This window comes from Arthrobacter sp. E1SS-5 (assembly GCF_057073715.1).
Map to the genome: position 1 here is coordinate 2,229,376 of NZ_CP172703.1, position 23,334 is coordinate 2,252,709.

The following is a 23,334-nucleotide window of genomic DNA, read 5'->3' on the forward strand; positions in this document are numbered from 1 at the left end:
TACCCAATTATACGGGTGATATTCCGTCAAAGCCAAAACAGGGAGGGTTCCGCGAAAACCGCGGAACCCTCCCCGTTGCCTGCGCTGCTAAGGCTGGCTGCGCTCGGCCGGCGTTTGCTCGAAGAGTCCGGACACGGCCGCTTCGGCATTGGTGCCCCCGATGGCGCTGCCGATGCCCTTCAGGGCTTCCCCAACCTCGCTGGGGATGATCCAGAGTTTGTTGGCCGACCCCTCAGCCAGCTTGGGCAGCGTCTGGAGGTACTGGTAGGCCAGCAGTTTCTGGTCCGGGTTTCCCTTGTGGATCGCATCAAAGACCTTCTGGATCGCCTGGGATTCGCCGTCTGCGCGAAGGATGGCCGCCTTGGCCTCGCCTTCTGCCTTGAGGATTGCAGCCTGGCGCTGGCCTTCTGCCGTCAGGATGGCGGACTGCTTGGTTCCCTCTGCGGTGAGGATGGCGGCGCGGCGGTCACGCTCCGCGCGCATCTGCTTCTCCATGGAATCCTGGATGGAGTGCGGCGGGTCGATGGCCTTGAGTTCCACCCGTGAGACGCGGATGCCCCAACGGCCGGTTGCTTCGTCCAGGACGCCGCGCAGCTGCCCGTTGATCTGGTCGCGGGAGGTGAGCGCTTCCTCCAGGTTGAGTCCGCCCACCACGTTGCGCAGCGTGGTGGTGGTGAGCTGTTCCACGGCCTGGATGTAGTTGGCGATCTCATAAGTGGCCGCACGTGGGTCCGTCACCTGGAAGTAGACCACCGTATCGATGGAAACCACCAGGTTGTCTTCGGTAATGACCGGCTGCGGCGGGAAGGACACCACCTGTTCACGCAGGTCCAGGAGCGGCAGGAGCCGGTCCACGAACGGAATCAGGATCGTCAGGCCCGGGTTGAGCGTCCGCTGGTACTTGCCGAGCCGTTCCACGACGCCGGCACGTGCCTGCGGAATGATCCGGACGGCCCGGACCAAAACTATGATGACAAAGACGATCAGGACCACCAGCACGATGGCCAGCGCGGTTCCGCCTGCGTTATTCATACAACTCCTTGTTCCCCAATTGTCAGGTTGTATCCGGTCCGGCAGCCGCCGTCGGCGGTGCCGAAACCACTGCTGTTGCACCGTCGATGGCCGCTACGACCACTTTCTGGCCCGCGGGAAGGATTCCCGCGGCGGAGCGGGCGCTCCAAATATCGCCGCCGATTTTCACCAGGCCGCCGTCGGAGGTGACTGCTTCCATGACCACGGCCGGTTCGCCAATGAGCCGGTCCACGTTGGTCCGCTGTTCGGACGGACCCTTTTTCAGGTGCGAGAGCGCCACCGGGCGTACAAAGGCAACCATGAGCAGGGAGACAATGCAGAAGATGACCACCTGCAGCCAGGGATCGGCGCCGGCGAAGTCGGCGACCAGTGCAGCGAGTGAACCGCCGCCGAGCATAATGAAAAACAGGTCAAGCGTGATCATTTCGATCACGGCAAACGCCAGGAAGGCCGTGAGCCACACGGCCCACCAGTTTTCCCCAAGCCATTCGAACATCCCTGTTTCCCCCTTCGTCACGGGGGAGCCGCATCCGCGGACCCGCCAGTAACTGTCTTTTCATCCTAGTCCGCGGTCCTGCAGTGTGGGCCGGATCATGGAAGCTGCCGGGGGATAGTGGCCAAGTCGTTACGGGGCACCCTCGGTGATGGGCCGGAAGACAAAGAGCCTGAACTTCGCCTGCGCTGCCACGGGCTCAGGAGTCTCTTCGAGCCGGGCGGCGATCCGCTCCCGGTCCAGGTGGTGGCCCGCAGGTCCCATGAACGCCAAGTCCGTGGCGGCGGCGCGGCTGAGCTCCAGCGCGACGTTGATGTCGAGCGTGCTTTCCGCCTCGAAGTGGCCGGCCATCGCCGCGGCCAGGCGTTCGTCCTTGCCTTCCTCGATCCCAAGCATTCCGGTCACGTCGGCGAGCTCGGCGAGGTGTCCGCTGCGCGGCGTCACCACCACCAACGCGCCCGTGGGGCGCAGGACGCGGGCGAACTCGGCGGGGTTCCGCGGGGCAAAGACCACGGTGACCGCGTCCACCGAATTGCTTTCCACTGGAAAGGGCTGCCAGATGTCCCACACCAGGTTGACCGCTTCGGGATTGAGCCGCGCGGCGCGCCGGAGGGCGAATTTGGAGATGTCCAGGCCGATGGCGGACGTCCGGCGCCCGCTGGCAGCCGCGGCGTCGAGGATTTCACGCAGATAGTGTCCGGTACCCGTTCCCGAGTCCAGCACCACCGAGGCTTCCGCCGGCAGATGGGGCACGACGGCGGCAGCCAGCGCCTGCGCCATGGGCCGGTAGTGGCCGTCCCCCAGGAAGTTGAAACGTGACGCCACCATGGCCGCACTGTCCGGTTCGAAGGGTGAGCCCTTGCCCACCAGGAGGTTGAAGTAGCCCTGGCGGGCGGCGTCGAAGCTGTGGCCGTTGGGACAGATCAGGCGCGGTTGGCGTTCCTCCTCCGCCGCCAGGTGCCCCAGCGGATCTGAGCAGACGGGACAGAGAAGAGAGACATCCGCGGAAGGCATGGGAACAATCTTAGGGCTGGCGGGACCGCAATCCCTCCCCGCATCCCTGCCCACGGGGCAGCTGCTGTCAGTCGATGGAAATGCCGGCCGGGCCGGCGTCGAACCCCAGACCTTCCCGCGCCTTCCCTATGCCCGCCTCCGCCCAGTGCGCCGAATACTCCGCGTTGGTGCTCAGGGACCGGAGCTGGGCCCGGTCGATGTAGAGGATTCCATTAAGGTGATCCGTTTCATGCTGCACGATGCGCGCCTGCCACCCGGTAAACCCGCGTCGCTCCGCCGCGCCGTCGGGCGTCAGATACTCCAGGAGCACCGCCTCCGGGCGCGCCACCACAGCCTGGAGCCCGTTCAGGGAAAGGCACCCCTCATAAAAGGACGCTAGTCCTGGCCCCTCGGGCGAGTACCTCGGATTCAGGATCGCCAGGAACTCCAGGGGGCTGCGGTTCCTCAGGGCTGCAGCTTCCGGGTCGACGTTGAACTGGTCCTCCAGGACAGCAAGTTGAAGGGGAATGCCCAGCTGCGGGGCGGCAAGGCCAACGCCCGGGGCCTCATGCATGGCCTGGCGCATGATCCCGATCAACCGGTGCAGCTGGTCCGCGGACAGCTGGCCGTCGTACTCGGCGGCACGCTGCCGCAATGCCGGGTGGCCCGCCTGGACGATGGGTGGAAGGGACCCGGCGGCCAGGATACGCTCCACCGTCTCACGGATCTCGTCGGCACCGGCAGTTGTTTGGGGAACGGTCTGGGTCATGGGGACAGCCTACTGGCCGGGCCGCGGGGGAACCTTCGGCTAGGGTCTACTGCATGGCTGACACTTCCGTTCCCCCGACATCCCCGCTGAAGCATGTCCTGGACTTCATCCGGGTCCTCGAGGCGGGTGGCGGGTCGGCGGAGATCCGGCCGTTCCTGTCGGATTCGTTCGTGCTGACCGAGGCACCGCATCTGTTGGCTCCTGAGGGCGCCACCCGGACACTGGCGGGGGTCCTTGCCGGCGCGGACCAAAGCCGCCAGGTGGTGAAGGACCAGCAGTTCATCGTGCGGCGCACCACCTGTGAAGGCGGCCGGGTGGTGGTGGAGGCCGACTGGTCCGCCACGGTATTGATGGACCTCCGGTACTGGGACCGCGGCGAGACCATCCGAGCCAGGACGGCGTCGGTCTTTGAGGTGAACGGCGGCGTGATCGTGAGCCAGGACAGCTACGACTGCTATTTCCGGTAACCGCTGCCTGCCCCGGCCCATCCCTGGGCTAGTGCATGGTGAAGCGCCTGGCGGCCCACCGGTTCACTGCCGGTATAGCGGCCGCGGCGCCAATGGCGGCGGTGCGAATTCGCAGGAGCCGTGACGGCAGCGGCCTGCCCAGCATCATGTTTACTTCCGCCTGCCGGCGGGCCAGCACTGCGGCCTTCTGCCGGCTCTTTTCGAACTCCCTGAGCTCCCTGCCGGTCGGCTTGCCAGCCAGGGCCGCGCAGACCACCGGCAGCAGTTCCTTGGCATCCAGCCAGCCCAGGTTCATACCCTGGCCTCCAATCGGGCTGATCTCATGCGCTGCATCTCCCAGCAGCACGGTTCGTCCCGTGACGGTACGGCGGGCGATGGTGGAGCGCACGCTGAAGGCGCTCAGCATGGAATTCGAGGCCGCATCGGGAAGGAACCCGGTCCGGCAGCGGACCAGTTCCGCCAGCTCCTGTGGGCCTGCCGCCGGTCCCGTGGGTTGTCCCAGCCGGACCACCCAGCGGCGCAGGCCGCCAGGCAACGGGAAGGATTCCACAATTCCTTCCGGTTCCAGGAACAGGACGGCTTTGTGCCCGTAGTGCGTGCCGTCGTCGAAATCCCCCATGAGGTAATGATCGGGGTAGGCTGTGCTGGCCACCGGCACCTGCAACGCGCCACGGAGCCTGGACCTGGCACCGTCAGCCACCACGAGCAGGGCTGCTGTGGCGCTGCGGTGCGTGGCACCTGCGCCGGACTCGACCTCCACGGTGACTGTGCCGCCGTCGTCCCTCACCGTGGTGACGTTGGCACCCCTGATGATTGCGCCGGGATCCAGCGCCGTCACGCGTTCTTCCAAAAGCTGCTCCGTGCGGAACTGCGGGAGCGCCAGCACAAAGGGGAAGTCCTTTGATACGGCGCCGAACTCCATGGTCCCCACGGTCTTGCCGCCGCTGACCGCAAGCCCGGTGCTGATACGGATGCCCTCCTGCACCATGGTGGCAGCCACCCCAACCCCGGCAAGTGCCTGCAGGGCCGGAGGGTGGATGCCGATGGCGCGGGTGTGCCGGTTCCGCGTTTGCCGCTGCTCAAAAACCTTGACCGAGACCCCTTCCTGCAGCAGCGCCGCAGCCAGGTACAGGCCCACAGGACCTCCGCCTGCAATCAGAACCTCTGCGTCCACGGTCAGCCCTTACGGTAGGTCAGGACCTGGTGAAAAGCCGACGACCGCTCCACCGACCAGCCCGGGGGAGCGGCGGCAGCCAACTCGGCAGGCCGGTAGCTCCGGCGGATGGAGGTGAGGCCGTCCTGGCGGATGAAGGAGCGGCGGAAGGGGAGCGCGGCAACGCTGAAGAGGGCAAAGGCGATGGGGCTTCGAACAAGGTCGTTGTGCAGGGCCTTCCGTGATGCCAGGATTTCCGAGTCCGCCAACAGATGCCGCAGCTCTTCGGGTCCCAGGTGGTGCAGCATATGGTTGGAAATCACGACGTCGAACGCCGCACCTTCCCGGACCAGCTCACCGCTGTGGGCCTGGCGGAACTCCACGCCCGGCATGGGTGGCCGGCCCTTGGCAAAGCTGGCCGCGCGGGGATCGGGATCGATGCCGGTGATACGCATGGGTATGCCGTCACTGGCTGCCCACCGGGCCAGCATGACCGCCAGGTCGCCGCCGCCGCAGCCGATATCCAGGACGGTCAGCGGCTGCTGGCCCTGCCGTTTGAGGTGGCGCAACTCCCTGTTGTACAGCCGGCGCCACCCCGACAGGAACCGGTTGATGATGCCGAACTGCCGGTAGGTGTTGCCGAGGAGCAAGGGGTCACAGTCGGGGTGGTCCATCTGCTCGATGTCACCGGTGGCGCGCCTGCTAAGCAGGATGCCCATTGTTGTGGAAGCCCGGTCAGGCAAGCGTGGCCTCCGTTGCCCGGCTGTCCTGGAGCAGTGCTTCCTCCCCGGCGTTGTCCAGCCGGGCAGGGTTTGCCGGCCCGCCGGTCAGCTGCCGGAGCTTTGTGAACAGGCCCGTTTCCACGGTCAGGCCCGGGCCAAAGGCCATGGAACAGATCCGTTCATCCCCTTCCCGAAGGGGCTGTTCCAGGATGTGTTTGAGGACGAACAGCACGGTGGCGCTGCTCATGTTTCCAAAATCACGCAGGGTCTCCCGGGCGGGTACCAGTTGGGCGTCGCTGAGGCCCAGCCGGGACTGTACCTTATCCAGGATGCTGCGTCCGCCGGGGTGGATGGCCCAGTGGGGGATTGCCGTGTAGGGGAGTGCCGCCAGCTCCGGTTCCCTGGCCAGGAGCGGTTCCAGCGCATCAACGATGTGGTCGTCTATGATGTGCGGCACGTAGTTGCCAAGCACCATCTCGAAGCCGTTGTCGCCGATGTTCCAGGCCATGGAGTCCTCGCCGACCGGCGTCAGGACAGTTTCGAAGTGGTCCAGCTTCAGCAGCGCGGTCTCCTCAGCGCCCGGCCGGCCCGTCACGACGGCGGCTGCCGCACCATCGGCGAACAGGGCGGAGCCCATGATGGTGTCCGGGTTGTTGGAGGTGCGGACGTGCAGGGAGCACAGTTCAGCGCAGACCACCAGGACGACGGCGTTGGGATCCGCCTCACAGAACAGCTTCGCGGCACGGAGCGCGGGGAAAGCCGCGTAACAGCCCATGAAACCCAGGTGGTAGCGCTGGACAGCAGGACTGAGGCCGAGTTCGCGGACAACCTTGTAGTCAGGGCCCGGGTTGAAGAAGCCGGTGCAGGAAACGGTCACCAGATGAGTTATGTCAAGTAAATCGAGTTCAGGGGCTGCCTCTAGGGCAGCGCGCGAAGCCTGCACGAACAGTTTCGTTGCCTCGCGGGCGAAGATGTCATTGCGGACCTTGGTGCTGGGGTTCAGCAGCAGGCCGGTTTCCTGGTCGTAGAACTGGGGGTTTTCGGAGCGGCCCGTGGTGGTCAGTTCCTCGACGGCGGTGAACCTCGTCTCAATGGCCGCGCCATCAAAGCACGTGTTGACCAGCCGCGAACCCAAACGGGACAAGCCCGGCTGGGCCGCGAACACGTCGCGGGCTTCGGACTGGATCAGCTTTGTCGTCGGAACTGCAGTTTCAAGTGAACGCACGTAGACCGTCATTGATTCATTCTTGACGGGTGCCCGGATAAAGACAATGGCTCCGCGTCCTGACCAGCGCATTCACTGCTGATCCTGGGGCCAGGGTTGCTTGTTGTGGAACCCCGTCCGGAGCCGTTCCTGGAACGCCGATAATCTACATTATGTCAAGTAGTACTGAGAAAGGAGTGCCATTACTGATCAGTGACGACGCCGTATGGAGGCCCCCACCACGGCTCCGAGTCCAAGTCCCAGGGCAAAGCCCCAGAACGGCGACTGGAATAAGGCCAGCCCAAGGCTTATCCCCAGGGCCGCGCCAACCAGGCTGCAAATCCATAAGGCTTTGTTCACTGTGCCTCCAGTAGGCTGGGTTGACCTTGATTCCTGGTGCGACCCTACTGCATCCCTATCCCCTACGCGGGCCGGAACGGGGAGCCCAGCACGGAAGTTGGGTAGCTCCAACCCATGCGCGCCGCAGGCGGGCGTCCTAACCTTTTGGACATGGCGGCAGGCCGGCCGGGCCAGCCGCGGGCGCGGTGAAGAGGTCCCCGGACCTTTTTCTTGTTCATGCAGACGGCGACGGCGCCCCGGTACTCCTTTCATTCCCAAGGACGTCCCATGCAGGAACTCCTCCGCCCGCAGGCATGCACCCATTCCGCCGGCACCTGCCCGGGATGCCGTTCCCGGATGCGCGAGGATGCGCTGCAACAGGCACCAGGAAGGCCCATCATCCTTCTGCGCCCCGCGCCCGTCAGGGTCCGGTCCCTCGCAGCAACTGCTGTCGCCTATACCGTTACGGACGTCCTCGTCGAATGGGACGGAGACGGCGGATACCACCTCCGCTGGGAGGCAAGCTGGCTTGTTCGCCGGTGTGCACCGCAGCAGACAACGGCGCTGTAGGGGCCGTCCTGACTCCCCAACTGAACAGCTTCGCCCGCGACCGGAACCTGGGCCGCGTTTCCCTTTGGTCCCCCACCAGGGACGCGACCTGTCGCAGGGGTGGAGGAAGAGCACCGGCCGTCCAGTTCCTGCAGCGGCATCGAGCAGGACGGACGTCTTTGTCACCGCCTACACCTGGTTCGACAACACACCCTCCGGGTCCGCGGTGATCAGCCATACGGTGCTCCACAAAGCAGCCGGGGGAACCGGGACGTACGCGGATCCGGTGACCATCGCCGTCGGGCATTCATGGAAAACCGGCCAGGATGTCCTGGACATTCCGTCCGGCACCCGGATTTACCTGCCGGACGTCCGCCGCTACTTCATCGTGGAGGACACGTGCGGTGACGGACCCAAACCGGAGGAAGGCCCCTGCCCCACGGGGGCCGAAAAGTACGGTGATGCAGCGCTTTGGATCGATATGTGGATCGGCGGCAAGGCGAGTCCCAGTCCTTTGTGCGCAACTGTGCGCGGAAGGCCACGGGGGTAGGTACGGCCATCTTTATCCCAAAGGACAACTAACAGGTGGCTTCCGGCCACGGCGTCATCCACGACGGCACCTGCGACACGGGCTACGGACAGAAAGCCGCTGCCAAGTGACCTCCGCTGCCGGACGCGGGAATACTCCCAGGAGCGGCGGCTAAGCTCGAACCCATGAGTTCGTTGAAAACGAGGCCGGCAAAGACAGTTCCCGCAAAAGCAGTCCTGGCGGCGGCAGCAGCCGACATCGTGTTGATTCTCGCGTTCGCCGCGATAGGCCGGGACGCCCACCACCGCGAGGAGCCCGTACTGGGGGTTCTCCTGACCGCGTGGCCCTTCCTGGCCGGTGCCGCGCTGGGGTGGATCGCCGCGCGGGCGTGGCGCAGTCCCCTGTCCGTCCTCCGAGCGGGTGTTCCTGCCTGGCTGGGCAGCGTGGTCGCGGGAATGCTGCTCAGGGCGCTGACCGGCCAGACAGTTGTGCTGCCCTTCATCATCGTGGCCACCGTGGCCTTGGCCGTCTTCCTGCTCGGCTACCGCCTCCTGGTCGCCGGAGTTGCGCGGTTCCGCAGCAAGTAAAGGCGGCGGGCCGGCCGCCGGGGAAACAACCGCCCTTGTAATAGGCTGGCAGCAGACAAAACACCTGCCGGGCCCAGCTGCGGCGAAACTGATTGAAGGGGTGCAAAGTGGTTACCGCATTTGTTCTGATCAAGACTGACGCCGCCCGGATTCCCGAGACGGCTGAGGAGATCTCCGCCATCGAAGGCATCAGCGAGGTCTACTCCGTCACCGGGGAATGGGACCTGATCGCTGTCGCGAGGGTACGCCGGCACGAGGACCTGGCCGATGTCATCGCCGACAAGCTCTCCAAAGTTCCCGCCGTGGTGCACACCACCACCCATATCGCGTTCAGGGCGTACTCACAGCACGACCTTGACGCCGCCTTTTCCTTGGGCTTCGAGCAGTAAGCCGACCGCCCGGCTAGGCTCGGGACAAGGAAACCCAGCGGTCCAGGACGGCGGCCGCGGCACCAGAGTCAATGGATTTGGCCGCTCGGGCAAATGCCGTCCGCATGCGTTCCAGGAACGGTCCTTCAGCTTCACGGTCGAAAGCGACCAGGCCGGCTGCGGCGTTAACCAGAACCGCGTCCCGGGCCGGTCCCTCCTTGCCGGCGAGCACATCCCTGACCACGCCCGCGTTGGCCGCCGCATCCCCGCCACGCAACTGGTCGACGGTAGCCAGATTGATGCCGAGGTCCTGGGGCGAGAAATGCAGTTCAGTGACGGCGCCGTTGCGGATCTCCCACACAGTGGAAGGGCCGGTGGTGGTGAGCTCGTCCAGGCCGTCATTGCCGCGGAACACCAGGCCCCTACTCCCCCGGCGGGCCAGGACGCCGGCCACGAGCGGCGCCATCCGCGCGTTGGCGACGCCGACAGCCGACGCCTGCACGTTGGCAGGGTTGGTGAGCGGCCCCAGGAAATTGAAGGCTGTAGGGATGGCCAGCTCACGGCGGGGCACGGCGGTGTGACGGAACGATGGATGGAACACCTGCGCAAAGCAGAAGGTGATGCCTGCCTCTTCGGCGTTCCGGGCCACCTGCGCGATGGACAGGTCGAGACGGACACCGAGCGCTTCAAGCACGTCAGCGGACCCCGACGACGACGATGCAGCACGGTTGCCATGCTTCACCACCTTTGCCCCGGCCCCGGCAGCGACGAGGGCGGCCATGGTGGAGATGTTGACGGTGTTAAGTTGGTCACCACCGGTCCCAACGATGTCCAGTTTTTCACCGGAGATCGCCACCGGGTTGGCGTGGGCGAGCATCGCTTCCACCAGGCCGGAGAGCTCGTCAACCGTTTCACCCTTGGCGCTCAGGGCCACGAGGAACCCGGCAATCTGGGCCGGAGTAGCCTCGCCGGACATGATGGTGTCCATGGCCCAGGAGGTGTTCTCCGCCGAAAGGTCGGTGCCCTTGATCAGTGCGGAGATCAACCGGGGCCAGGTGTTGCCGGACGCTGTGGATGCCAGTGAAGTCACCTGTTGATGCTATCGAGCGATGGCAGGCACTGACCAATGTGAACGGTGCGGGGAACTTTTCCCGGCAATTTCGCGTCTTTGTAGAAAAAGTCCCCGGAAAAGGCGGTTTGCGTTGGGCAGCGCGGACTTTTACAGACATAATGTCTATGTGACATCTGCGACCCATGCCCCCAGTACCCCGGCGCACCCCACGCTGAACCGCCCAAATATGGTTTCTGTCGGAACCGTCGTGTGGCTGTCCAGCGAGTTGATGTTCTTCGCCGGTCTCTTCGCCATGTACTTCACACTGCGCTCCACGAGCGGACAGATGTGGGCGGAAGAGACAGCCAAGCTCAACTTCCCCTTTGCGCTCGTCAACACGATCGTCCTCGTGGCCAGTTCCTTCACTTGCCAGATGGGCGTCTTCGCCGCAGAGCGGCTGCAGCCACGGCGCACCGGCGGCGCCCTGCAGTTCGCCCGCTGGGGAATGAACGAATGGTTCACCCTGACGTTCCTCATGGGCGCGTTCTTCGTTGCAGGCCAGACCACCGAATACGCCATGCTGGTCTCCGAGCACGTCTCGCTCTCCTCCAATGCATACGGCTCAGCGTTCTACATGACCACCGGCTTCCACGGCCTGCACGTCATCGGCGGCCTGATTGCCTTCCTGCTCATCATGGGCCGGTCCTTCGCTGCGAAGAAGTTCGGACATTTCGAAGCAACGTCCGCGATCGTCACCTCTTACTACTGGCACTTCGTTGACGTCGTCTGGATCGGCCTCTTCCTGGTCATCTACGTACTCAAGTAGCCAGCTTTGATTCTTTTTCTACAAGAGGCAGAATTTCAGGTAGCGGCTCCCGGAGCCGGCGCAGGATCGAATAAAGGAACCACCACGTGAAGGCACTCTCACAAAAGCGGCGTCACCCACTTGCAGCAATAGCGCTGCTTCTGATGGGGCTCCTCATTACGGGTGGGCTGTACGCCGTGGCAACCTCCATGAATGAGGCCAAGGCGAGCACCACCACCGCAAGCGCAAGCGACACCGAAGAGGGCGGCAAGCTGTTCGCCGCCAACTGCGCTACCTGCCACGGCATGGGCGCCAGCGGAACCAAGGACGGCCCTTCGCTGGTGGGTGTCGGTGCCGCAGCTGTTGACTTCCAGGTGGGTACCGGCCGCATGCCGATGCAGATGAACGGTCCCCAGGCCATGAAGAAGCCTGTCCAGTTCAACGACCAGCAGATCCACCAGCTTTCAGCCTACGTCGCTTCCCTGGGAGCCGGCCCGGCAATTCCTTCGGAGGACCTGACAAACGGTGGCGGCGATGCAGCCGCCGGTGGCGAGCTCTTCCGCACCAACTGCGCCATGTGCCACAACGCTGCCGCGGCAGGCGGTGCGTTGACCCAGGGTAAGTTTGCTCCCGCCCTGGCGGATGTAAGCGGCAAGCACATCTACGAGGCCATGGCCACGGGCCCTCAGAACATGCCGGTGTTCAACGACGCCAACATCTCGCCTGAAGGTAAGAAGGACATCATCACCTTCCTGAAGCAGATCGAAACCACCGGTTCGCCGGGCGGCGCAAACCTGGGCTCCCTTGGCCCGGTAGCTGAAGGCTTGTTCGTCTGGGTTGCCGGCCTCGGTGTCATCATCGCATTCACCATTTGGCTGACCTCCAGGACGTCCTGACGTTCCGCAGGAAGAACAAACTTCTGCTGCCCAGTCAGCAGCTTGATATTAGAAACTAACCCGGCAACAGCCGGGACGAGAGAAGGATGAGGCGAATTATGGGCAACCATAGTGACGGCAGTCCGAACCACTCGGGCACCGTAGCTACGGCTGGTCAGAATGAGGTGGAGAGGTTCCAGGATCCTGGAATTCCCCCGCATCGTTTGCGCCTGGCTGACACGGACCCGAAGGCCGCAAAGCGGGCAGAACGGCAGGTCGCCTTACTGTTTGGCATTTCTGTTGTTGGAACCCTGATCTTCCTGGTGGCGTACTTCGCCATCGACCTGGGCAACGATTCCAGCATTGCCACTATCCGGCTCCAGAATGCCCTGCTCGGCGTAGGCACTGCCTTCGCCATGCTGGGTATCGGAACCGGCATCGTGCACTGGGCCAAGGCCCTTATGCCCGATCACGAGGTCTCCGAGGAACGCCACGCAATCCGTTACGAGGAGGACCGCCAGGCAGCTGTCCGCATCGTTGACGACATCGTGGAAGAGACCGGCATCAAGCGCCGTCCGCTGATCCGCAACACCCTCCTGGGTGCCGTTGCGCTGGCTCCGCTTCCCGCTGTCGCCATCTTTGGTGACCTGGGACCCCGGCCTGACGACAAGCTCGCACACACCATGTGGGCACCCCAGGACGGAAAGCTGAAGCGCCTTACCCGCGACCCCGATGGAACCCCCATCAAGGCCGCGGACGTCACCATCGGTTCCGCCTTCCACGTAATCCCCGAAGGCCTGAACGAGTTGCAGGAAGGCAAGCTCAACGAGAAGGCCAAGGCCGTTGTGCTCCTCATGCGCCTCGATCCTGCGTCGCTGAACCCTTCCAAGGGCCGCGAAAACTGGGGTTACAACGGCATCGTTGCCTACTCCAAGATCTGCACCCACGTTGGTTGCCCCGTTGCTCTGTACGAGCAGCAGACGCACCACCTGCTGTGCCCGTGCCACCAGTCCACCTTTGACCTCACGCAGGAATGCAAGGTGATCTTCGGCCCCGCCAGCCGTCCTCTCCCCCAGCTGCCCATCGCAGTTGATGACGAGGGCTACCTCGTCGCTACCAGCGACTTCCATGAACCCGTAGGACCAAGTTACTGGGAGCGTGATGAGCATGAGCGCAACATCAACAGCTGAACCCGCTTTCGTCGCCAAAACCAAGACAGGCCGGTTTACCGACTTTGTTGATTCGCGTGTCGGCGGCTCTGGAATCCTCCGCGAATTCGGCCGTAAGGTCTTCCCCGACCACTGGTCATTCATGTTCGGCGAAGTGGCCCTGTACTCCTTCGTCATTCTGTTGCTGTCAGGCACCTTCCTGACGTTCTTCTTCGACCCGTCCATGGCGGAGACGCACTATGACGGCGGCTACGTTCCCCTCAAGGGAGTGGAAATGTCGGTGGCGTACAGCTCGTCGCTGAACATCTCCTTCGACATCCGCGGTGGCCTCTTCATGCGGCAGGTCCACCACTGGGCAGCTCTGCTGTTCGTGGCGTCCATTGCGGTCCACATGCTCAGGGTCTTCTTCACCGGCGCATTCCGCCGCCCGCGTGAAATGAACTGGGTAGTAGGCAGCGTCCTGCTGATCCTTGCCATGGCAGCTGGATTCACCGGCTACTCCCTCCCCGATGACCTGCTCTCCGGCAACGGCCTGCGCATCATCGACGGTGTCATCAAGTCGATCCCGGTTATCGGAACCTACATCTCGTTCTTCCTGTTCGGCGGGGAATTCCCCGGGACTGCCATCATCAGCCGCCTGTACATGCTGCACATCCTGCTGGTGCCGGCGCTGATCCTGCTGATGATCGTCCTGCACCTGTTCATGGTCGTCGTCCACAAGCACACGCAGTACCCCGGCCCGGGCCGCAACGACAACAACGTTGTCGGCTACCCCCTCGGTCCGGTGTACGCAGCCAAAGCCGGTGGATTCTTCTTCATCGTCTTCGGTGTGATTGCCCTGATGGCAGCGTTCTTCACCATCAACCCGATCTGGAACTACGGCCCCTACGACCCGTCACCCGTGTCGGCAGGTACCCAGCCCGACTGGTACATCGGCTTCGTTGACGGCGCCCTCCGCCTGATGCCGGGTAACCCGTACGGTTGGCACGTCGAACAGGTTTGGTTCGGCCACGTGTTCACCTTCAATGTTCTCCTGCCCGCCCTGGTTCCGGCCGGCATCCTGTTCACGGTGATGTTCACCTACCCCTGGATCGAACGCTGGATCACCAAGGACGACCGTGAACACCACGTGCTGGACCGTCCGCGCAACGCCCCGACCCGTACGGCCATCGGCGTAGCAGGTTTCATCTGGTACTGCGTCATGTGGGCAGCTGCAGGTTCCGACCTCATCGCCACCCACTTCCACGTGTCGCTGAACGATGTCACCTACTGGCTGCGCGCACTGTTCTTTATCGGCCCCATCATCGGGTTCATCGTCGCCAAGCGCGTCGCACTTGCGTTGCAGCGCAAGGACCGCGAGATCGCCCTGCATGGCCGGGAGACGGGCCGCATCGTCCGGCTTCCGCACGGTGAGTTCATCGAAGTCCACGCCCCGCTGGATGAGTACAAGCGCTACAAGCTGGTTGGTTTCGAATCGCCCCAGGTTATTCCGGCCATTCCTAACGAACACGGCGTCGTCACCAGCAAGGAGAAGCGCCGCGCGTTCCTCTCGCGCTGGTTCTTCGAGGACCGCGTAGCCCCTGCAACGCCTGCCGAGCTTGAGGCAGCCCATGGCCACGGCCACGAGGCTGTTGAAGCCGCAGAGGGAAGCAAGAGCCTCACGCACTAACATCGAAAGCTCACAGGAAAGGCCCGATCCATTACGGATCGGGCCTTTCCCGTTAACACTCGACTGCAACCGGCTCCAGCCTCATGCAATGGCGCAAAATATGGTCCGCCTAGTGGTTGCGGGCCCTCCGTGCCCCGGGACGCTGGAGAGGCACCCAGAGCTTGTACCGGTCCGCCCGGTAGTACGAGACCGAGTAGTCCACCATGGCCCGTGCCACGAACGCATGGCGCTGGATCTTCAAGAGGGGGGCCCCCACTTCGACGTTGAGGAGCCTGGCCGTGGACGGCGACGCTGCCGTAGCCTCGATCATGTCCTCCCCCCACTCCATGACCAGGCCGAACTGCTCACTGAGGACGTTGTACAACGAGGTGGGCGGCTCGCCGTCGAGCAGGCCGGGAACCCGGTGCGCCGGGATGAAGTTTTCGTCCACACTCATCGGCTCCCCGTCAGCCAGGAGCAGCCGGCGGAACCGAACCAGTGGGGTCCCCTCATCAAGCTGCAGCTCGCGTGCAAGGAAGGCGCTGGCGCCGATCTGTTCGAAACTGAGAACCTTGGCGGCCGGAACCATGCCGCGGCGCTGCATCTCCTCGCTATAGGAGGTGAGCTTCACCTGCAGGTCCAGTTTCGGCCGGCGGACGAATGTCCCCAGGCCCACCACACGCTCGATGACTTCCTCCCCCACCAGGGCATCGATGGCCTGCCGTACGGTCATTCTCGCCAGCCCAAAGCGTTCGGCGAGGTCACGTTCCGATGGAAGAGCCGAACCCGGGGGGCAGGACTGCGCGATATAGGCCCGCAGGATCTCGCGAAGTTGCACGTAGATGGCGGTTCCGCTGGTGCGGTCTATCTCCCCCACTATCGCCGTGGCGCCAGCTGCCATGATCTATCTCCTGCCGTTGGGTTTGAACTCAATATTAGGCCGGGCTAGACCACCTGCTGTACCACCAACCGCGTTGTCGCGGACAGCGCCGGGCGCCGGATATATTTGTTCAGGAAATTTTGCCAACAGACGGGTGGGGCCGTCGTGTGAAGTAGGAGTCGCTTTGCCGATACAGAAGGCCGTGGTGGCTGCGCCCGTGGGCCTGCATGCACGTTCCGCCGCGGTATTCGTCCGTGCGGTGACCGACACAGGGCTGCCGGTTACTATCAGCAAGGCGGGCGCCGGCAAAGTGGATGCGCGGTCCCTGCTTCAGGTAATGACCGCTGACTTTCCGCAGGGCTGCGAGGTCGAACTGGCGGTTAGCGAGACCATGCTGGACGGCGATTTGAGCCGGCGGAAAGCTGAGGAGGCGCTCCGGGAGCTCCGGGCGCTGTTGGAGTCCCAGGGAAGCGCCTGAGGCGCTTTAAGCAGGAATAACGACGTCGGGCCCCACCTTTTGGTGGGGCCCGACGTCGTTATTCTTTTGCTGCCTAGTGCGCGTGGTCTCCGCGGCTGTATTCGTAGACCCAGCCTACGAGGGCCACGATGGCGATGCCGGCGGCAATAGCAATGATCCACGGGCCAAGTGCAAGGCCGGCGAAGCCGGTTGCGCAGGCGATGCCCAGAACCAGGGGCCACCAGCTCCACGGGCTGAAGTGCCCCTGCTCGCCGGCGCCTTCGTGGATTTCAGCGTCGCTGCGGTCCTCGGGACGCAGGCCTACGCGGCGGCCGGTGAAGCCGAGGTAGGCGCCGATCATCCCGGCAAGCCCGCCGACAAGGAGGATGCCCAGGATGCCGACCCACTCCCCCCAGCTGGTCAGGAAGCCATAGATGATCGAGATGGGAAGGAAGAAGAAAACTCCCGAGCCAAAGATCCAGGATTCAATTTTCACTGTGCGGTGTCCTTCTGGTCGGCGTTGCCGAGCACCCCGGCTGCGGGAGCCGGCGACGCAACGGTGTGGACCTGGCGCAGCTCCGGGTGGTGCAGGTCCAGGGCGGGACGCTCCGAACGGATCCGGGGCAGGGACGTGAAGTTGTGGCGCGGCGGCGGGCAGGACGTGGCCCACTCCAGCGAAGCACCAAAGCCCCACGGATCATCGACCTGGACCTTTTCAGCGCTGCGCCAGGTGATGTAGACGTTCCAGAAGAACGGAATCAGCGATGCACCGAGCACGAACGATGCGATGGTGGAGAACTGGTTCATCCACGTGAAGTTGTCCTCCACGAGGTAGTCGGCGTAGCGGCGGGGCATACCCTCGACACCCAGCCAGTGCTGGATCAGGAAGGTGCCGTGGAAGCCGAGGAACAGGAGCCAGAAGTGGATCTTGCCCAGGCGCTCGTTGAGCATCTTGCCGGTCCACTTGGGCCACCAGAAGTAGAACCCGGCGAACATGGCGAACACCACGGTGCCGAACACCACGTAGTGGAAGTGCGCCACCACGAAGTAGGAGTCCGAGACGTGGAAGTCCAGCGGCGGGGACGCCAGGATGATGCCGGTCAGACCGCCGAAGAGGAACGTGATCATGAAGCCGATGCTCCACAGCATAGGCGTTTCGAACGTCAGCGATCCGCGCCACATGGTGCCGATCCAGTTGAAGAACTTCACGCCGGTGGGCACCGCGATGAGCATGGTCATGAACGAGAAGAACGGGAGCAGGACGGCACCGGTGACGTACATGTGGTGCGCCCACACCGTCACCGACAGGGCGGCAATGGCGATCGTGGCGTAGACCAGGCCCTTGTAACCGAAAATCGGCTTGCGGCTGAACACCGGGAAGATCTCCGAGACGATGCCGAAGAACGGCAGCGCGATGATGTACACCTCGGGGTGGCCGAAGAACCAGAACAGGTGCTGCCACAGGACAGCCCCACCGTTCTCGGGATCAAAGATGTGCGCGCCGAACTTGCGGTCGGCGCCCAGGGCGAACAGCGCTGCGGCCAGCGGCGGGAACGCCATGAGTACCAGGATGGCGGTGATCAGCGTGTTCCACGTGAAGATGGGCATCCGCCACATGGTCATGCCCGGGGCCCGCATGCAGATGATGGTGGTGATGAAGTTGACCGCACCCAGGATGGTGCCGAAGCCGGACAGTGCCAGGCCAAAGACCCACAGGTCACCACCGATGCCGGGGGTGAACGTGGTGTTGGACAGCGGCGCGTAGGCGAACCAGCCGAAGGAGGCAGCACCCTGCGGGGTGATGAAGCCGGAAACGGCAATGGTGGAGCCGAACAGGAAGAACCAGAACGCAAGGGCGTTCAGGCGCGGGAACGCAACGTCAGGAGCGCCGATCTGCAGCGGCATGATCACGTTGGCGAATCCGGCGAACAACGGGGTGGCGAACATCAGCAGCATGACCGTGCCGTGCATGGTGAACAGCTGGTTGTACTGCTCTTTGGTCTGCAGGATCTGCATGCCGGGCTCGAACAGCTCGGCACGGATCAGCAGCGCCATGACTCCGCCGAGGCAGAAGAACACGAAGGACGCGATCAGGTACATGTACCCGATGGTCTTGTGGTCGGTGGAGGTGATCCAGTTGACGACGATGCGCCCCTTGGATTTGGGTACCACGGGAGCCGGCAGGACTCCCGCAGGTGCGGATTGGGTGTACGTAGCCACGTCGCTCCCCTTACTTGGTTTCGTTCAGGTTCGGGTTGCGGTCGTACTCCACGCCGAGCAGGCCGGTGTTGCCGTCAGCCTTGAGCTGGTCCATGTGGGCCTGGAATTCAGATTCCGACACCACCTTTACGCGGAACAGCATTTCGGAGTGGTACTCGCCGCAGAGTTCGGCACACTTACCGTCGTAGGTGCCCTCTTTAGTGGGGGTGAACCGGATGTAGTTGGTCTTGCCCGGGATCATGTCGCGCTTCTGAAGGAAGGCGGGAACCCAGAAGGAGTGGATGACGTCGCGGGCGTTGAGTTCGAGGTCAACAGACTTGTTGACCGGCAAGTACAGGGTTGGAAGCTGTTCCTTGTCGATGGTGTTGCCCGTCAGGTGCGCCTGGACGCCTGCCTCGTGGAGGTCTTCCTTGATGACATCGCCGGACTTGTAGTTGAAGTCCCAGGCCCACTGCTTGCCGCGGACGTCCACTACGACGTCGGCCGGCTGGGAGCGGTCATCGATAGCCTGCTGGTCGCGGTCGGTGAAGTAGAAGAACACCAGGACCATGAAGATCGGGATGGTCAGGTAGAAGACCTCGAGGGGGAGGTTGAAGCTGGTCTGCCGGGGGAAGCCTACGGTTCCCTTGCGGCGGCGGTAGGCAACCAGGCACCAGATGATGAGGCCCCACGTAATGGTGCCCACCACGAGCGCAGCAATCCATGAGTTGACCCAGAGGTCCATGATGCGGTCGGTGTTGCTGGTGGTGCCACGTTCAGTGGGCATCCACCCTTTCTCTACCTCTGGCGAACATCCGGTCAAAACCAACGCGCCGGCGATTGCCAAGCTTGAGATCGTGGTGATCGTTTTGCGTCGGCTGCCGGTTCGGTTCTGCGAACTCACAGACGGCCCTTCCTACTTGTTGCTGTTGTCCGGGCAGCCAGAAAGGCGTTCCGGGCACAAAAAAGTTTTACTACTCGGTGTAGAGCTTACCGCTCCGCCGGGCGTTTCGCCCACATGTCCGCGCCGAGCCCCCGTGCCGTTTTGGACGGCAGGGAACCCGGCGCGGACATCAGGCGAAATAACCGGCTTAGTGGAATGAGTCACCGCAGGCGCAGGAGCCTCCGGCGTTCGGGTTGTCGATGGTGAAACCCTGCTTCGAGATGGTGTCTTCGAAGTCGATGCTGGCGCCGCTCAGGTACGGCACGCTCATTTTGTCGACGACTACCTCGACTCCGTCAAAGTCGCGCACGGCGTCGCCATCAAGGAGCCGTTCGTCGAAGTAGAGCTGGTAAATCAACCCTGAGCATCCACCGGGCTGCACTGCAACGCGCAGGCGCAGGTCCGTCCGGCCTTCCTGCTCAAGGAGGCTGCGTACCTTGCCGGCGGCGACATCGGTCAGGTTGACCTCGTGAACGGGCAGTTCGTCGCTGGCCACGGTAGTGGCGGTGCTGGTTTCGTTGGTTGAGGTGCTCATTGGCCTACCTTCTTAGGACGGTCTGGCGGCGCCGCCGGAACGGCGCCTGCCCCTACAAATACGGTATGGGCTATAGCTACATGCTACGCGCGGCAGTCCTGTAGCTCTAACTCCTGGCGTAACCGTCAAAGCACCCGGGTTGTTCCCTGGGAGCAGGCCCACCCGCGCCACATGATCGCGGGCGGCTAGTGCCCGCCTCCCAGGCCCTCGCTGTCCAGCCGCGCCAGCATGAGGGCCTCGGCAAGAACGGCGTTACGGAAGTCGCCGATGTGCAGGGACTCATTGGCGCTGTGGGCACGTGAATCCGGATCCTCCACTCCGGTTACCAGGATCTGCGCTGCGGGATACAGGTCCGTGAGGTCCGCGATGAAGGGAATGGAACCGCCGATGCCGGTTTCCACGGCAGGAACGCCCCACGCCTCCCCCAGGGCCCACATGGCGACGGAGGCAGCTGCGGACGAGGTGTCTGTCCGGAACGGGTTGCCGGCTTCGCCCGGGGTGAAGACAACCTTGGCCCCGAACGGCGCGTTGGCCTCAACGTGCCGGCGGACTGCTTCCATGGCTTCCCCGGGATCCTGGCCCGGTGCCAGCCGCAGGCTGAACTTGGCCCGGGCGCGCGGGAGGAGGGTATTGGAGGCCACTTCCACGGCGGGGGCATCGAAGCCGATGATTGACAGTGCGGGCTTGGTCCACAGCCGTGAGGCGATGCTTCCGGACCCCGAAAGGCGGACGCCGTCAAGCACGGACGCGTCGGCCCGGTAGTCCGCCTCCGGCATCTCCACCGCAGCCGTGTCGCTGGCCACCAGGCCCTTGATGGCCACGTTTCCGTCGTCGTCGTGAAGCGTGGCGATCAGGCGCGACAGCAGTGTGGGTGCGTCCAGGACAGGCCCCCCGTACATGCCGGAGTGCACTGCGTGATCCAGGACCTGCACTTCGATGGTGCCGTCCACCAGTCCCCGCAGGCTGGTGGTCAGGGCAGGGACGCCAACTTTCCAGTTGCTGGAGTCGGCAACCACGATGACGTCGGCCCGCAGCAGCTCACGGTTCGCTTCGAGGAACGAACGGAAGGTGGGTGATCCCGCTTCTTCCTCCCCCTCGATGAAGAACGTCACGCCCAGTCCCAGGGATTCGGCAAGGACCTCGGAAACGGCCGTGTAGGCAGCAATGTGGGTCATGATGCCGGCTTTGTCATCGGCAGCGCCCCGGCCGAACAGGCGGCCGTCCTTCTCGATGGCAGTGAACGGCTCTGTTTCCCACAGCGACTCGTCGCCCACCGGCTGGACGTCATGGTGGGCGTACAGCAGGACCGTCGGCTTTCCTTCCGCTGCGCGACGGCGGGCGACGACGGCCGGGCCGCCGGGCGTGCCATCTGCTTTATTCACCGACAGCACCTGGACCTCAGCAAGCCCAGCGTTCCGAAGGAGTTCCGCGACGGCCTCCGCGCTGCGCTCCAGCGGCGTGCGATCGAAGCTCGGCCAGGCGATTCCAGGAATGGCAACAAGCTCCTTGAGCCGTGCCAGGGTGCGGTCGAAGGAACGGTCAACGGCAGAACGGAGATCTTCCGTCCCCACGTTGACGGCGGGGCCGGCTTCCGGGATGTCTGTGGTGGTGCGCGGGGTGGCCGCGGGTGATGAGGTCATGGCCAAAACATTACCCCCGTCACATTCTGCCCCGGGCCAAGGCAGACAGGCGGCAGGCGGTAGGCGCGCTGCTGCAAGGTATTCTGGTCTGGTGTTCGGACGTAGAAAAGAAGCGCCCTCGGCGCAGCAAACAATAGACCAGCAGGCAGCGGAAGCGGCGGCACGGCAGAACAGTGTGGTGGGCAAGGGCGCCCCTACCCCCACCCGGAAGGCCCAGGAGGCTGCCCGCAAACGCCCGCTGGTCCCCGAGGACCGCAAGGCGTCCAAGGCGGCCGAACGCCAGGCCGTCCAGGACCAGCGGCTGAAGATGCGCCGGGCTCTGGACACCGGTGACGAGAAGTTCCTGCCGCTCCGGGACAAAGGCCCGCAGAAGCGGTTTGCCCGCGACTTCGTGGACGCGCGGTTCAACCTCGGCGAGTACCTGATGTTCGGCGCGCTGGTCTTCGTGCTGGTGTCCCTGGTGGTCCCGGCCTCCAGCGACATGATGATCTACGTCCTGGGCGCATTCTGGGTGATGTTCCTGGCTGTCTTTGTGGACGTTTTCATCCTTTCCCGCAAGCTGCGCAAGCGCCTCACGGAAAAGTTCGGCTCGGTGGAGAGCGGTACTGTCTGGTACGGCTCCATGCGCTCCCTGCAGTTCCGCAAGCTGCGGTTGCCCAAGCCCCAGGTCCAGCGCGGGCAGTACCCCGCCTGATCGGACACCGACTTTAAAGCACAGAAAACCCCCGGCGGAACGATTCCGCCGGGGGTTTTCCATGGTTTAAGTTCTGGCATTCCCGCCAGTTTCAGGAGCGGCGGTTCCTTGCCAGTTGCCTGTTGATCCGTGCCGCCCAGAACGGGCCTTCATAAAGGAACGCCGTGTAGCCCTGCACCAGGGTTGCGCCGGCGTCGAGCCTTTCCTGTACGTCCTGGGCCGACTCCACACCGCCCACCGCCACCAGCGTGAGCGAATCGCCGGTGGCCTTTTTGAGCCGCTTGAGCACGTCGAGGGACCGCGCTTTCAAAGGGGCTCCGGACAGGCCGCCGGCACCGCACCTGGCCACCTGGTCCGCTGGCGAGGCCAGCCCCGTGCGGGCGATGGTGGTGTTGGTGGCGATGATGCCGTCCAGTTTCAGGTCCAGGGCGAGGCGCGCGACGTCGTCGATGTCCTCGTCGCTGAGGTCTGGGGCGATCTTTACCAGCAGTGGCACGTGCCGCCCGGCGGCCCGGTCAGCTTCCTGTCCCACTGCCGTCAGCAGAGGGCGGAGGGTTTCCACGTCCTGAAGCAACCGCAGTCCCGGGGTGTTGGGGGAACTGACATTCACCACCAGGTAGTCCGCGGCAGGTGCCAGGCTGCGGGCGCTCACCAGGTAGTCGTCCACAGCGTCCGCCAACTCCACCACTTTGGTCTTGCCGATGTTGACACCGATGACGGGGCGCACCGACGGGTAACGGCGCTGAAGCGCGGCGCGCGCCGCCTTCAGCCGGGGAGCAACGGCCGTGGCGCCGTCGTTATTGAATCCCATCCGGTTGATGACCGCACGATCCTCCACCAGGCGGAACAACCGCGGCTTTTCATTGCCCGGCTGGGCCTGGCCTGTGATGGTTCCCACTTCAACATGGCCGAACCCAAGTTCGGTGAGGGCCTCAATGCCGAGCCCTTCCTTATCGAAGCCGGCAGCCAGCCCGAAGGGCGAAGGAAACGTAACCCCAAAGGCAGTGGTTTGGAGGGACGGTGCCGGCGCCGTCAACTTCTGCAGGAGCCTCCCGGCGCCTGACGCATGCGCGAGCCGGATGCCTTTGAATCCGATCTTGTGGGCGCGCTCGGCGTCCATCCATGAAAAGGCCAGCCTGAAGAAAGTGGGGTAAACGCGCATGCCTCCAGTTTCCCGTTTCCAGGGGCCGCATACCAAAACGAAGAAGCAGCCGGACCGGAACGGACGCACCC

Annotated in this window: 26 protein-coding genes; 11 read left to right on the forward strand and 15 right to left on the reverse strand. The window is 64.0% G+C overall.

Annotated elements, in window-relative coordinates:
* Nucleotides 1–87 precede the first annotated feature (87 nt).
* The 4 genes from ACIGJD_RS10300 to ACIGJD_RS10315 all read right to left on the reverse strand — a co-directional run bounded on the left by ACIGJD_RS10300 (nucleotide 88) and on the right by ACIGJD_RS10315 (nucleotide 3,287).
* Entirely contained in the window at nucleotides 88–1,032 is a 945-nt protein-coding gene (locus tag ACIGJD_RS10300) for an SPFH domain-containing protein (RefSeq protein WP_286404232.1), read from the reverse strand.
* Between the two features lie 22 nt (nucleotides 1,033–1,054).
* A complete protein-coding gene (locus ACIGJD_RS10305; protein WP_483686127.1) occupies nucleotides 1,055–1,528 on the reverse strand; it encodes an NfeD family protein in 474 nt (157 codons plus the stop codon).
* A 129-nt stretch (nucleotides 1,529–1,657) separates the two neighbouring features.
* The gene (locus ACIGJD_RS10310; RefSeq protein WP_483686128.1) at nucleotides 1,658–2,539 is read right to left on the reverse strand and encodes a putative RNA methyltransferase; all 882 of its coding nucleotides are present in this window, start codon (nucleotides 2,537–2,539) and stop codon (nucleotides 1,658–1,660) included.
* Nucleotides 2,540–2,606: 67 nt separating this feature from the next.
* Nucleotides 2,607–3,287 carry a peptide deformylase gene (locus tag ACIGJD_RS10315; RefSeq protein ID WP_483686129.1) on the reverse strand — a complete coding sequence of 227 codons (681 nt, stop codon included), beginning with the start codon at nucleotides 3,285–3,287 and terminating at the stop codon, nucleotides 2,607–2,609.
* A gap of 53 nt (nucleotides 3,288–3,340) precedes the next feature.
* Here ACIGJD_RS10315 and ACIGJD_RS10320 point away from each other — a divergent pair, with 53 nt between their 5' ends.
* Nucleotides 3,341–3,754, forward strand: coding sequence for a nuclear transport factor 2 family protein (locus tag ACIGJD_RS10320; protein WP_483686130.1), 414 nt, complete (start codon nucleotides 3,341–3,343; stop codon nucleotides 3,752–3,754).
* Nucleotides 3,755–3,782: 28 nt separating this feature from the next.
* Here the strand turns inward: ACIGJD_RS10320 and ACIGJD_RS10325 are convergent, their stop codons facing one another.
* The 3 genes from ACIGJD_RS10325 to ACIGJD_RS10335 are packed head-to-tail and all read right to left on the reverse strand — an operon-like array spanning nucleotide 3,783 to nucleotide 6,866.
* On the reverse strand, nucleotides 3,783–4,928 hold the full coding sequence (locus ACIGJD_RS10325; protein WP_483686131.1) for an FAD-dependent oxidoreductase: 1,146 nt from the start codon (nucleotides 4,926–4,928) through the stop codon (nucleotides 3,783–3,785).
* A 2-nt stretch (nucleotides 4,929–4,930) separates the two neighbouring features.
* Entirely contained in the window at nucleotides 4,931–5,626 is a 696-nt protein-coding gene (locus ACIGJD_RS10330) for a class I SAM-dependent methyltransferase (protein WP_483686132.1), read from the reverse strand.
* 16 nt (nucleotides 5,627–5,642) lie between these two features.
* Nucleotides 5,643–6,866, reverse strand: a complete 1,224-nt coding sequence (locus ACIGJD_RS10335) for a type III polyketide synthase (RefSeq protein WP_483686133.1) — start codon at nucleotides 6,864–6,866, stop codon at nucleotides 5,643–5,645.
* Between the two features lie 594 nt (nucleotides 6,867–7,460).
* On the opposite strand from ACIGJD_RS10335, the gene ACIGJD_RS10340 reads away from it, so the two are divergent.
* From ACIGJD_RS10340 to ACIGJD_RS10355, 4 genes are all read left to right on the forward strand, one after another.
* A complete protein-coding gene (locus ACIGJD_RS10340; RefSeq protein WP_483686134.1) occupies nucleotides 7,461–7,742 on the forward strand; it encodes a hypothetical protein in 282 nt (93 codons plus the stop codon).
* A gap of 64 nt (nucleotides 7,743–7,806) precedes the next feature.
* Nucleotides 7,807–8,271 (forward strand): hypothetical protein, encoded by a 465-nt coding sequence (locus tag ACIGJD_RS10345; RefSeq protein ID WP_483686135.1) that lies wholly within the window; start codon nucleotides 7,807–7,809, stop codon nucleotides 8,269–8,271.
* A gap of 164 nt (nucleotides 8,272–8,435) precedes the next feature.
* Nucleotides 8,436–8,837, forward strand: coding sequence for a DUF3054 domain-containing protein (locus tag ACIGJD_RS10350; protein WP_483686136.1), 402 nt, complete (start codon nucleotides 8,436–8,438; stop codon nucleotides 8,835–8,837).
* Nucleotides 8,838–8,944: 107 nt separating this feature from the next.
* Nucleotides 8,945–9,226 (forward strand): Lrp/AsnC family transcriptional regulator, encoded by a 282-nt coding sequence (locus tag ACIGJD_RS10355; protein WP_483686137.1) that lies wholly within the window; start codon nucleotides 8,945–8,947, stop codon nucleotides 9,224–9,226.
* A 13-nt stretch (nucleotides 9,227–9,239) separates the two neighbouring features.
* Here ACIGJD_RS10355 and trpD read toward each other — a convergent pair whose 3' ends face one another.
* Nucleotides 9,240–10,295 carry an anthranilate phosphoribosyltransferase gene (gene trpD, locus ACIGJD_RS10360; protein WP_483686138.1) on the reverse strand — a complete coding sequence of 352 codons (1,056 nt, stop codon included), beginning with the start codon at nucleotides 10,293–10,295 and terminating at the stop codon, nucleotides 9,240–9,242.
* A gap of 112 nt (nucleotides 10,296–10,407) precedes the next feature.
* Between trpD and ctaE the strand changes: the two genes are divergently transcribed.
* The 4 genes from ctaE (at nucleotide 10,408) to qcrB (ending at nucleotide 14,774) form a co-directional block, all read left to right on the forward strand.
* Entirely contained in the window at nucleotides 10,408–11,082 is a 675-nt protein-coding gene (ctaE, locus tag ACIGJD_RS10365) for an aa3-type cytochrome oxidase subunit III (RefSeq protein ID WP_307426876.1), read from the forward strand.
* 86 nt (nucleotides 11,083–11,168) lie between these two features.
* Nucleotides 11,169–11,957: a cytochrome bc1 complex diheme cytochrome c subunit gene (gene qcrC / locus ACIGJD_RS10370; protein ID WP_483686139.1), complete on the forward strand. Its 789-nt coding sequence runs from the start codon at nucleotides 11,169–11,171 to the stop codon at nucleotides 11,955–11,957.
* A gap of 98 nt (nucleotides 11,958–12,055) precedes the next feature.
* Nucleotides 12,056–13,126, forward strand: a complete 1,071-nt coding sequence (gene qcrA, locus ACIGJD_RS10375) for a cytochrome bc1 complex Rieske iron-sulfur subunit (protein ID WP_142133797.1) — start codon at nucleotides 12,056–12,058, stop codon at nucleotides 13,124–13,126.
* Entirely contained in the window at nucleotides 13,104–14,774 is a 1,671-nt protein-coding gene (gene qcrB / locus ACIGJD_RS10380) for a cytochrome bc1 complex cytochrome b subunit (protein WP_142133796.1), read from the forward strand. The genes qcrA and qcrB overlap by 23 nt, the downstream gene beginning before the upstream one ends.
* Nucleotides 14,775–14,883: 109 nt before the next feature.
* On the opposite strand, the gene ACIGJD_RS10385 is transcribed toward qcrB, so the two are convergent.
* Nucleotides 14,884–15,654: a GntR family transcriptional regulator gene (locus ACIGJD_RS10385; RefSeq protein ID WP_483686140.1), complete on the reverse strand. Its 771-nt coding sequence runs from the start codon at nucleotides 15,652–15,654 to the stop codon at nucleotides 14,884–14,886.
* A gap of 163 nt (nucleotides 15,655–15,817) precedes the next feature.
* On the opposite strand from ACIGJD_RS10385, the gene ACIGJD_RS10390 reads away from it, so the two are divergent.
* Nucleotides 15,818–16,111 carry an HPr family phosphocarrier protein gene (locus ACIGJD_RS10390; protein ID WP_483686141.1) on the forward strand — a complete coding sequence of 98 codons (294 nt, stop codon included), beginning with the start codon at nucleotides 15,818–15,820 and terminating at the stop codon, nucleotides 16,109–16,111.
* A gap of 73 nt (nucleotides 16,112–16,184) precedes the next feature.
* Here ACIGJD_RS10390 and ACIGJD_RS10395 read toward each other — a convergent pair whose 3' ends face one another.
* The 5 genes from ACIGJD_RS10395 to ACIGJD_RS10415 all read right to left on the reverse strand — a co-directional run bounded on the left by ACIGJD_RS10395 (nucleotide 16,185) and on the right by ACIGJD_RS10415 (nucleotide 21,407).
* The gene (locus tag ACIGJD_RS10395; RefSeq protein ID WP_483686143.1) at nucleotides 16,185–16,586 is read right to left on the reverse strand and encodes a cytochrome c oxidase subunit 4; all 402 of its coding nucleotides are present in this window, start codon (nucleotides 16,584–16,586) and stop codon (nucleotides 16,185–16,187) included.
* Nucleotides 16,583–18,310 (reverse strand): aa3-type cytochrome oxidase subunit I, encoded by a 1,728-nt coding sequence (gene ctaD, locus ACIGJD_RS10400; protein WP_483686144.1) that lies wholly within the window; start codon nucleotides 18,308–18,310, stop codon nucleotides 16,583–16,585. The genes ACIGJD_RS10395 and ctaD overlap by 4 nt, the downstream gene beginning before the upstream one ends.
* A gap of 10 nt (nucleotides 18,311–18,320) precedes the next feature.
* Nucleotides 18,321–19,193, reverse strand: a complete 873-nt coding sequence (gene ctaC, locus ACIGJD_RS10405; RefSeq protein ID WP_142133791.1) for an aa3-type cytochrome oxidase subunit II — start codon at nucleotides 19,191–19,193, stop codon at nucleotides 18,321–18,323.
* 187 nt (nucleotides 19,194–19,380) lie between these two features.
* A complete protein-coding gene (locus ACIGJD_RS10410) occupies nucleotides 19,381–19,767 on the reverse strand; it encodes a HesB/IscA family protein (RefSeq protein WP_043456239.1) in 387 nt (128 codons plus the stop codon).
* Nucleotides 19,768–19,952: 185 nt separating this feature from the next.
* Nucleotides 19,953–21,407 (reverse strand): M20/M25/M40 family metallo-hydrolase, encoded by a 1,455-nt coding sequence (locus ACIGJD_RS10415; RefSeq protein WP_483686145.1) that lies wholly within the window; start codon nucleotides 21,405–21,407, stop codon nucleotides 19,953–19,955.
* A 91-nt stretch (nucleotides 21,408–21,498) separates the two neighbouring features.
* Here ACIGJD_RS10415 and ACIGJD_RS10420 point away from each other — a divergent pair, with 91 nt between their 5' ends.
* A complete protein-coding gene (locus tag ACIGJD_RS10420) occupies nucleotides 21,499–22,101 on the forward strand; it encodes a DUF3043 domain-containing protein (protein ID WP_483686146.1) in 603 nt (200 codons plus the stop codon).
* A 91-nt stretch (nucleotides 22,102–22,192) separates the two neighbouring features.
* Here ACIGJD_RS10420 and ACIGJD_RS10425 read toward each other — a convergent pair whose 3' ends face one another.
* Nucleotides 22,193–23,263, reverse strand: a complete 1,071-nt coding sequence (locus ACIGJD_RS10425; protein WP_483686147.1) for a quinone-dependent dihydroorotate dehydrogenase — start codon at nucleotides 23,261–23,263, stop codon at nucleotides 22,193–22,195.
* Nucleotides 23,264–23,334: the final 71 nt, after the last annotated feature.

What these genes read in the sequence shown, in the direction of transcription:
- qcrA (WP_142133797.1), top strand. Translation starts at nt 12,056, where the DNA reads ATGGGCAACCATAGTGACGGCAGTCCGAACCACTCGGGCACCGTAGCT.
- ACIGJD_RS10410 (WP_043456239.1), bottom strand. Translation starts at nt 19,767, where the DNA reads ATGAGCACCTCAACCAACGAAACCAGCACCGCCACTACCGTGGCCAGC.
- ACIGJD_RS10305 (WP_483686127.1), bottom strand. Translation starts at nt 1,528, where the DNA reads ATGTTCGAATGGCTTGGGGAAAACTGGTGGGCCGTGTGGCTCACGGCC.
- ACIGJD_RS10315 (WP_483686129.1), bottom strand. Translation starts at nt 3,287, where the DNA reads ATGACCCAGACCGTTCCCCAAACAACTGCCGGTGCCGACGAGATCCGT.
- ACIGJD_RS10385 (WP_483686140.1), bottom strand. Translation starts at nt 15,654, where the DNA reads ATGGCAGCTGGCGCCACGGCGATAGTGGGGGAGATAGACCGCACCAGC.
- ACIGJD_RS10310 (WP_483686128.1), bottom strand. Translation starts at nt 2,539, where the DNA reads ATGCCTTCCGCGGATGTCTCTCTTCTCTGTCCCGTCTGCTCAGATCCG.
- ACIGJD_RS10300 (WP_286404232.1), bottom strand. Translation starts at nt 1,032, where the DNA reads ATGAATAACGCAGGCGGAACCGCGCTGGCCATCGTGCTGGTGGTCCTG.
- ACIGJD_RS10425 (WP_483686147.1), bottom strand. Translation starts at nt 23,263, where the DNA reads ATGCGCGTTTACCCCACTTTCTTCAGGCTGGCCTTTTCATGGATGGAC.
- ACIGJD_RS10340 (WP_483686134.1), top strand. Translation starts at nt 7,461, where the DNA reads ATGCAGGAACTCCTCCGCCCGCAGGCATGCACCCATTCCGCCGGCACC.
- ACIGJD_RS10350 (WP_483686136.1), top strand. Translation starts at nt 8,436, where the DNA reads ATGAGTTCGTTGAAAACGAGGCCGGCAAAGACAGTTCCCGCAAAAGCA.
- qcrB (WP_142133796.1), top strand. Translation starts at nt 13,104, where the DNA reads ATGAGCGCAACATCAACAGCTGAACCCGCTTTCGTCGCCAAAACCAAG.
- ACIGJD_RS10320 (WP_483686130.1), top strand. Translation starts at nt 3,341, where the DNA reads ATGGCTGACACTTCCGTTCCCCCGACATCCCCGCTGAAGCATGTCCTG.
- ACIGJD_RS10330 (WP_483686132.1), bottom strand. Translation starts at nt 5,626, where the DNA reads ATGGGCATCCTGCTTAGCAGGCGCGCCACCGGTGACATCGAGCAGATG.
- ACIGJD_RS10335 (WP_483686133.1), bottom strand. Translation starts at nt 6,866, where the DNA reads ATGACGGTCTACGTGCGTTCACTTGAAACTGCAGTTCCGACGACAAAG.
- ACIGJD_RS10415 (WP_483686145.1), bottom strand. Translation starts at nt 21,407, where the DNA reads ATGACCTCATCACCCGCGGCCACCCCGCGCACCACCACAGACATCCCG.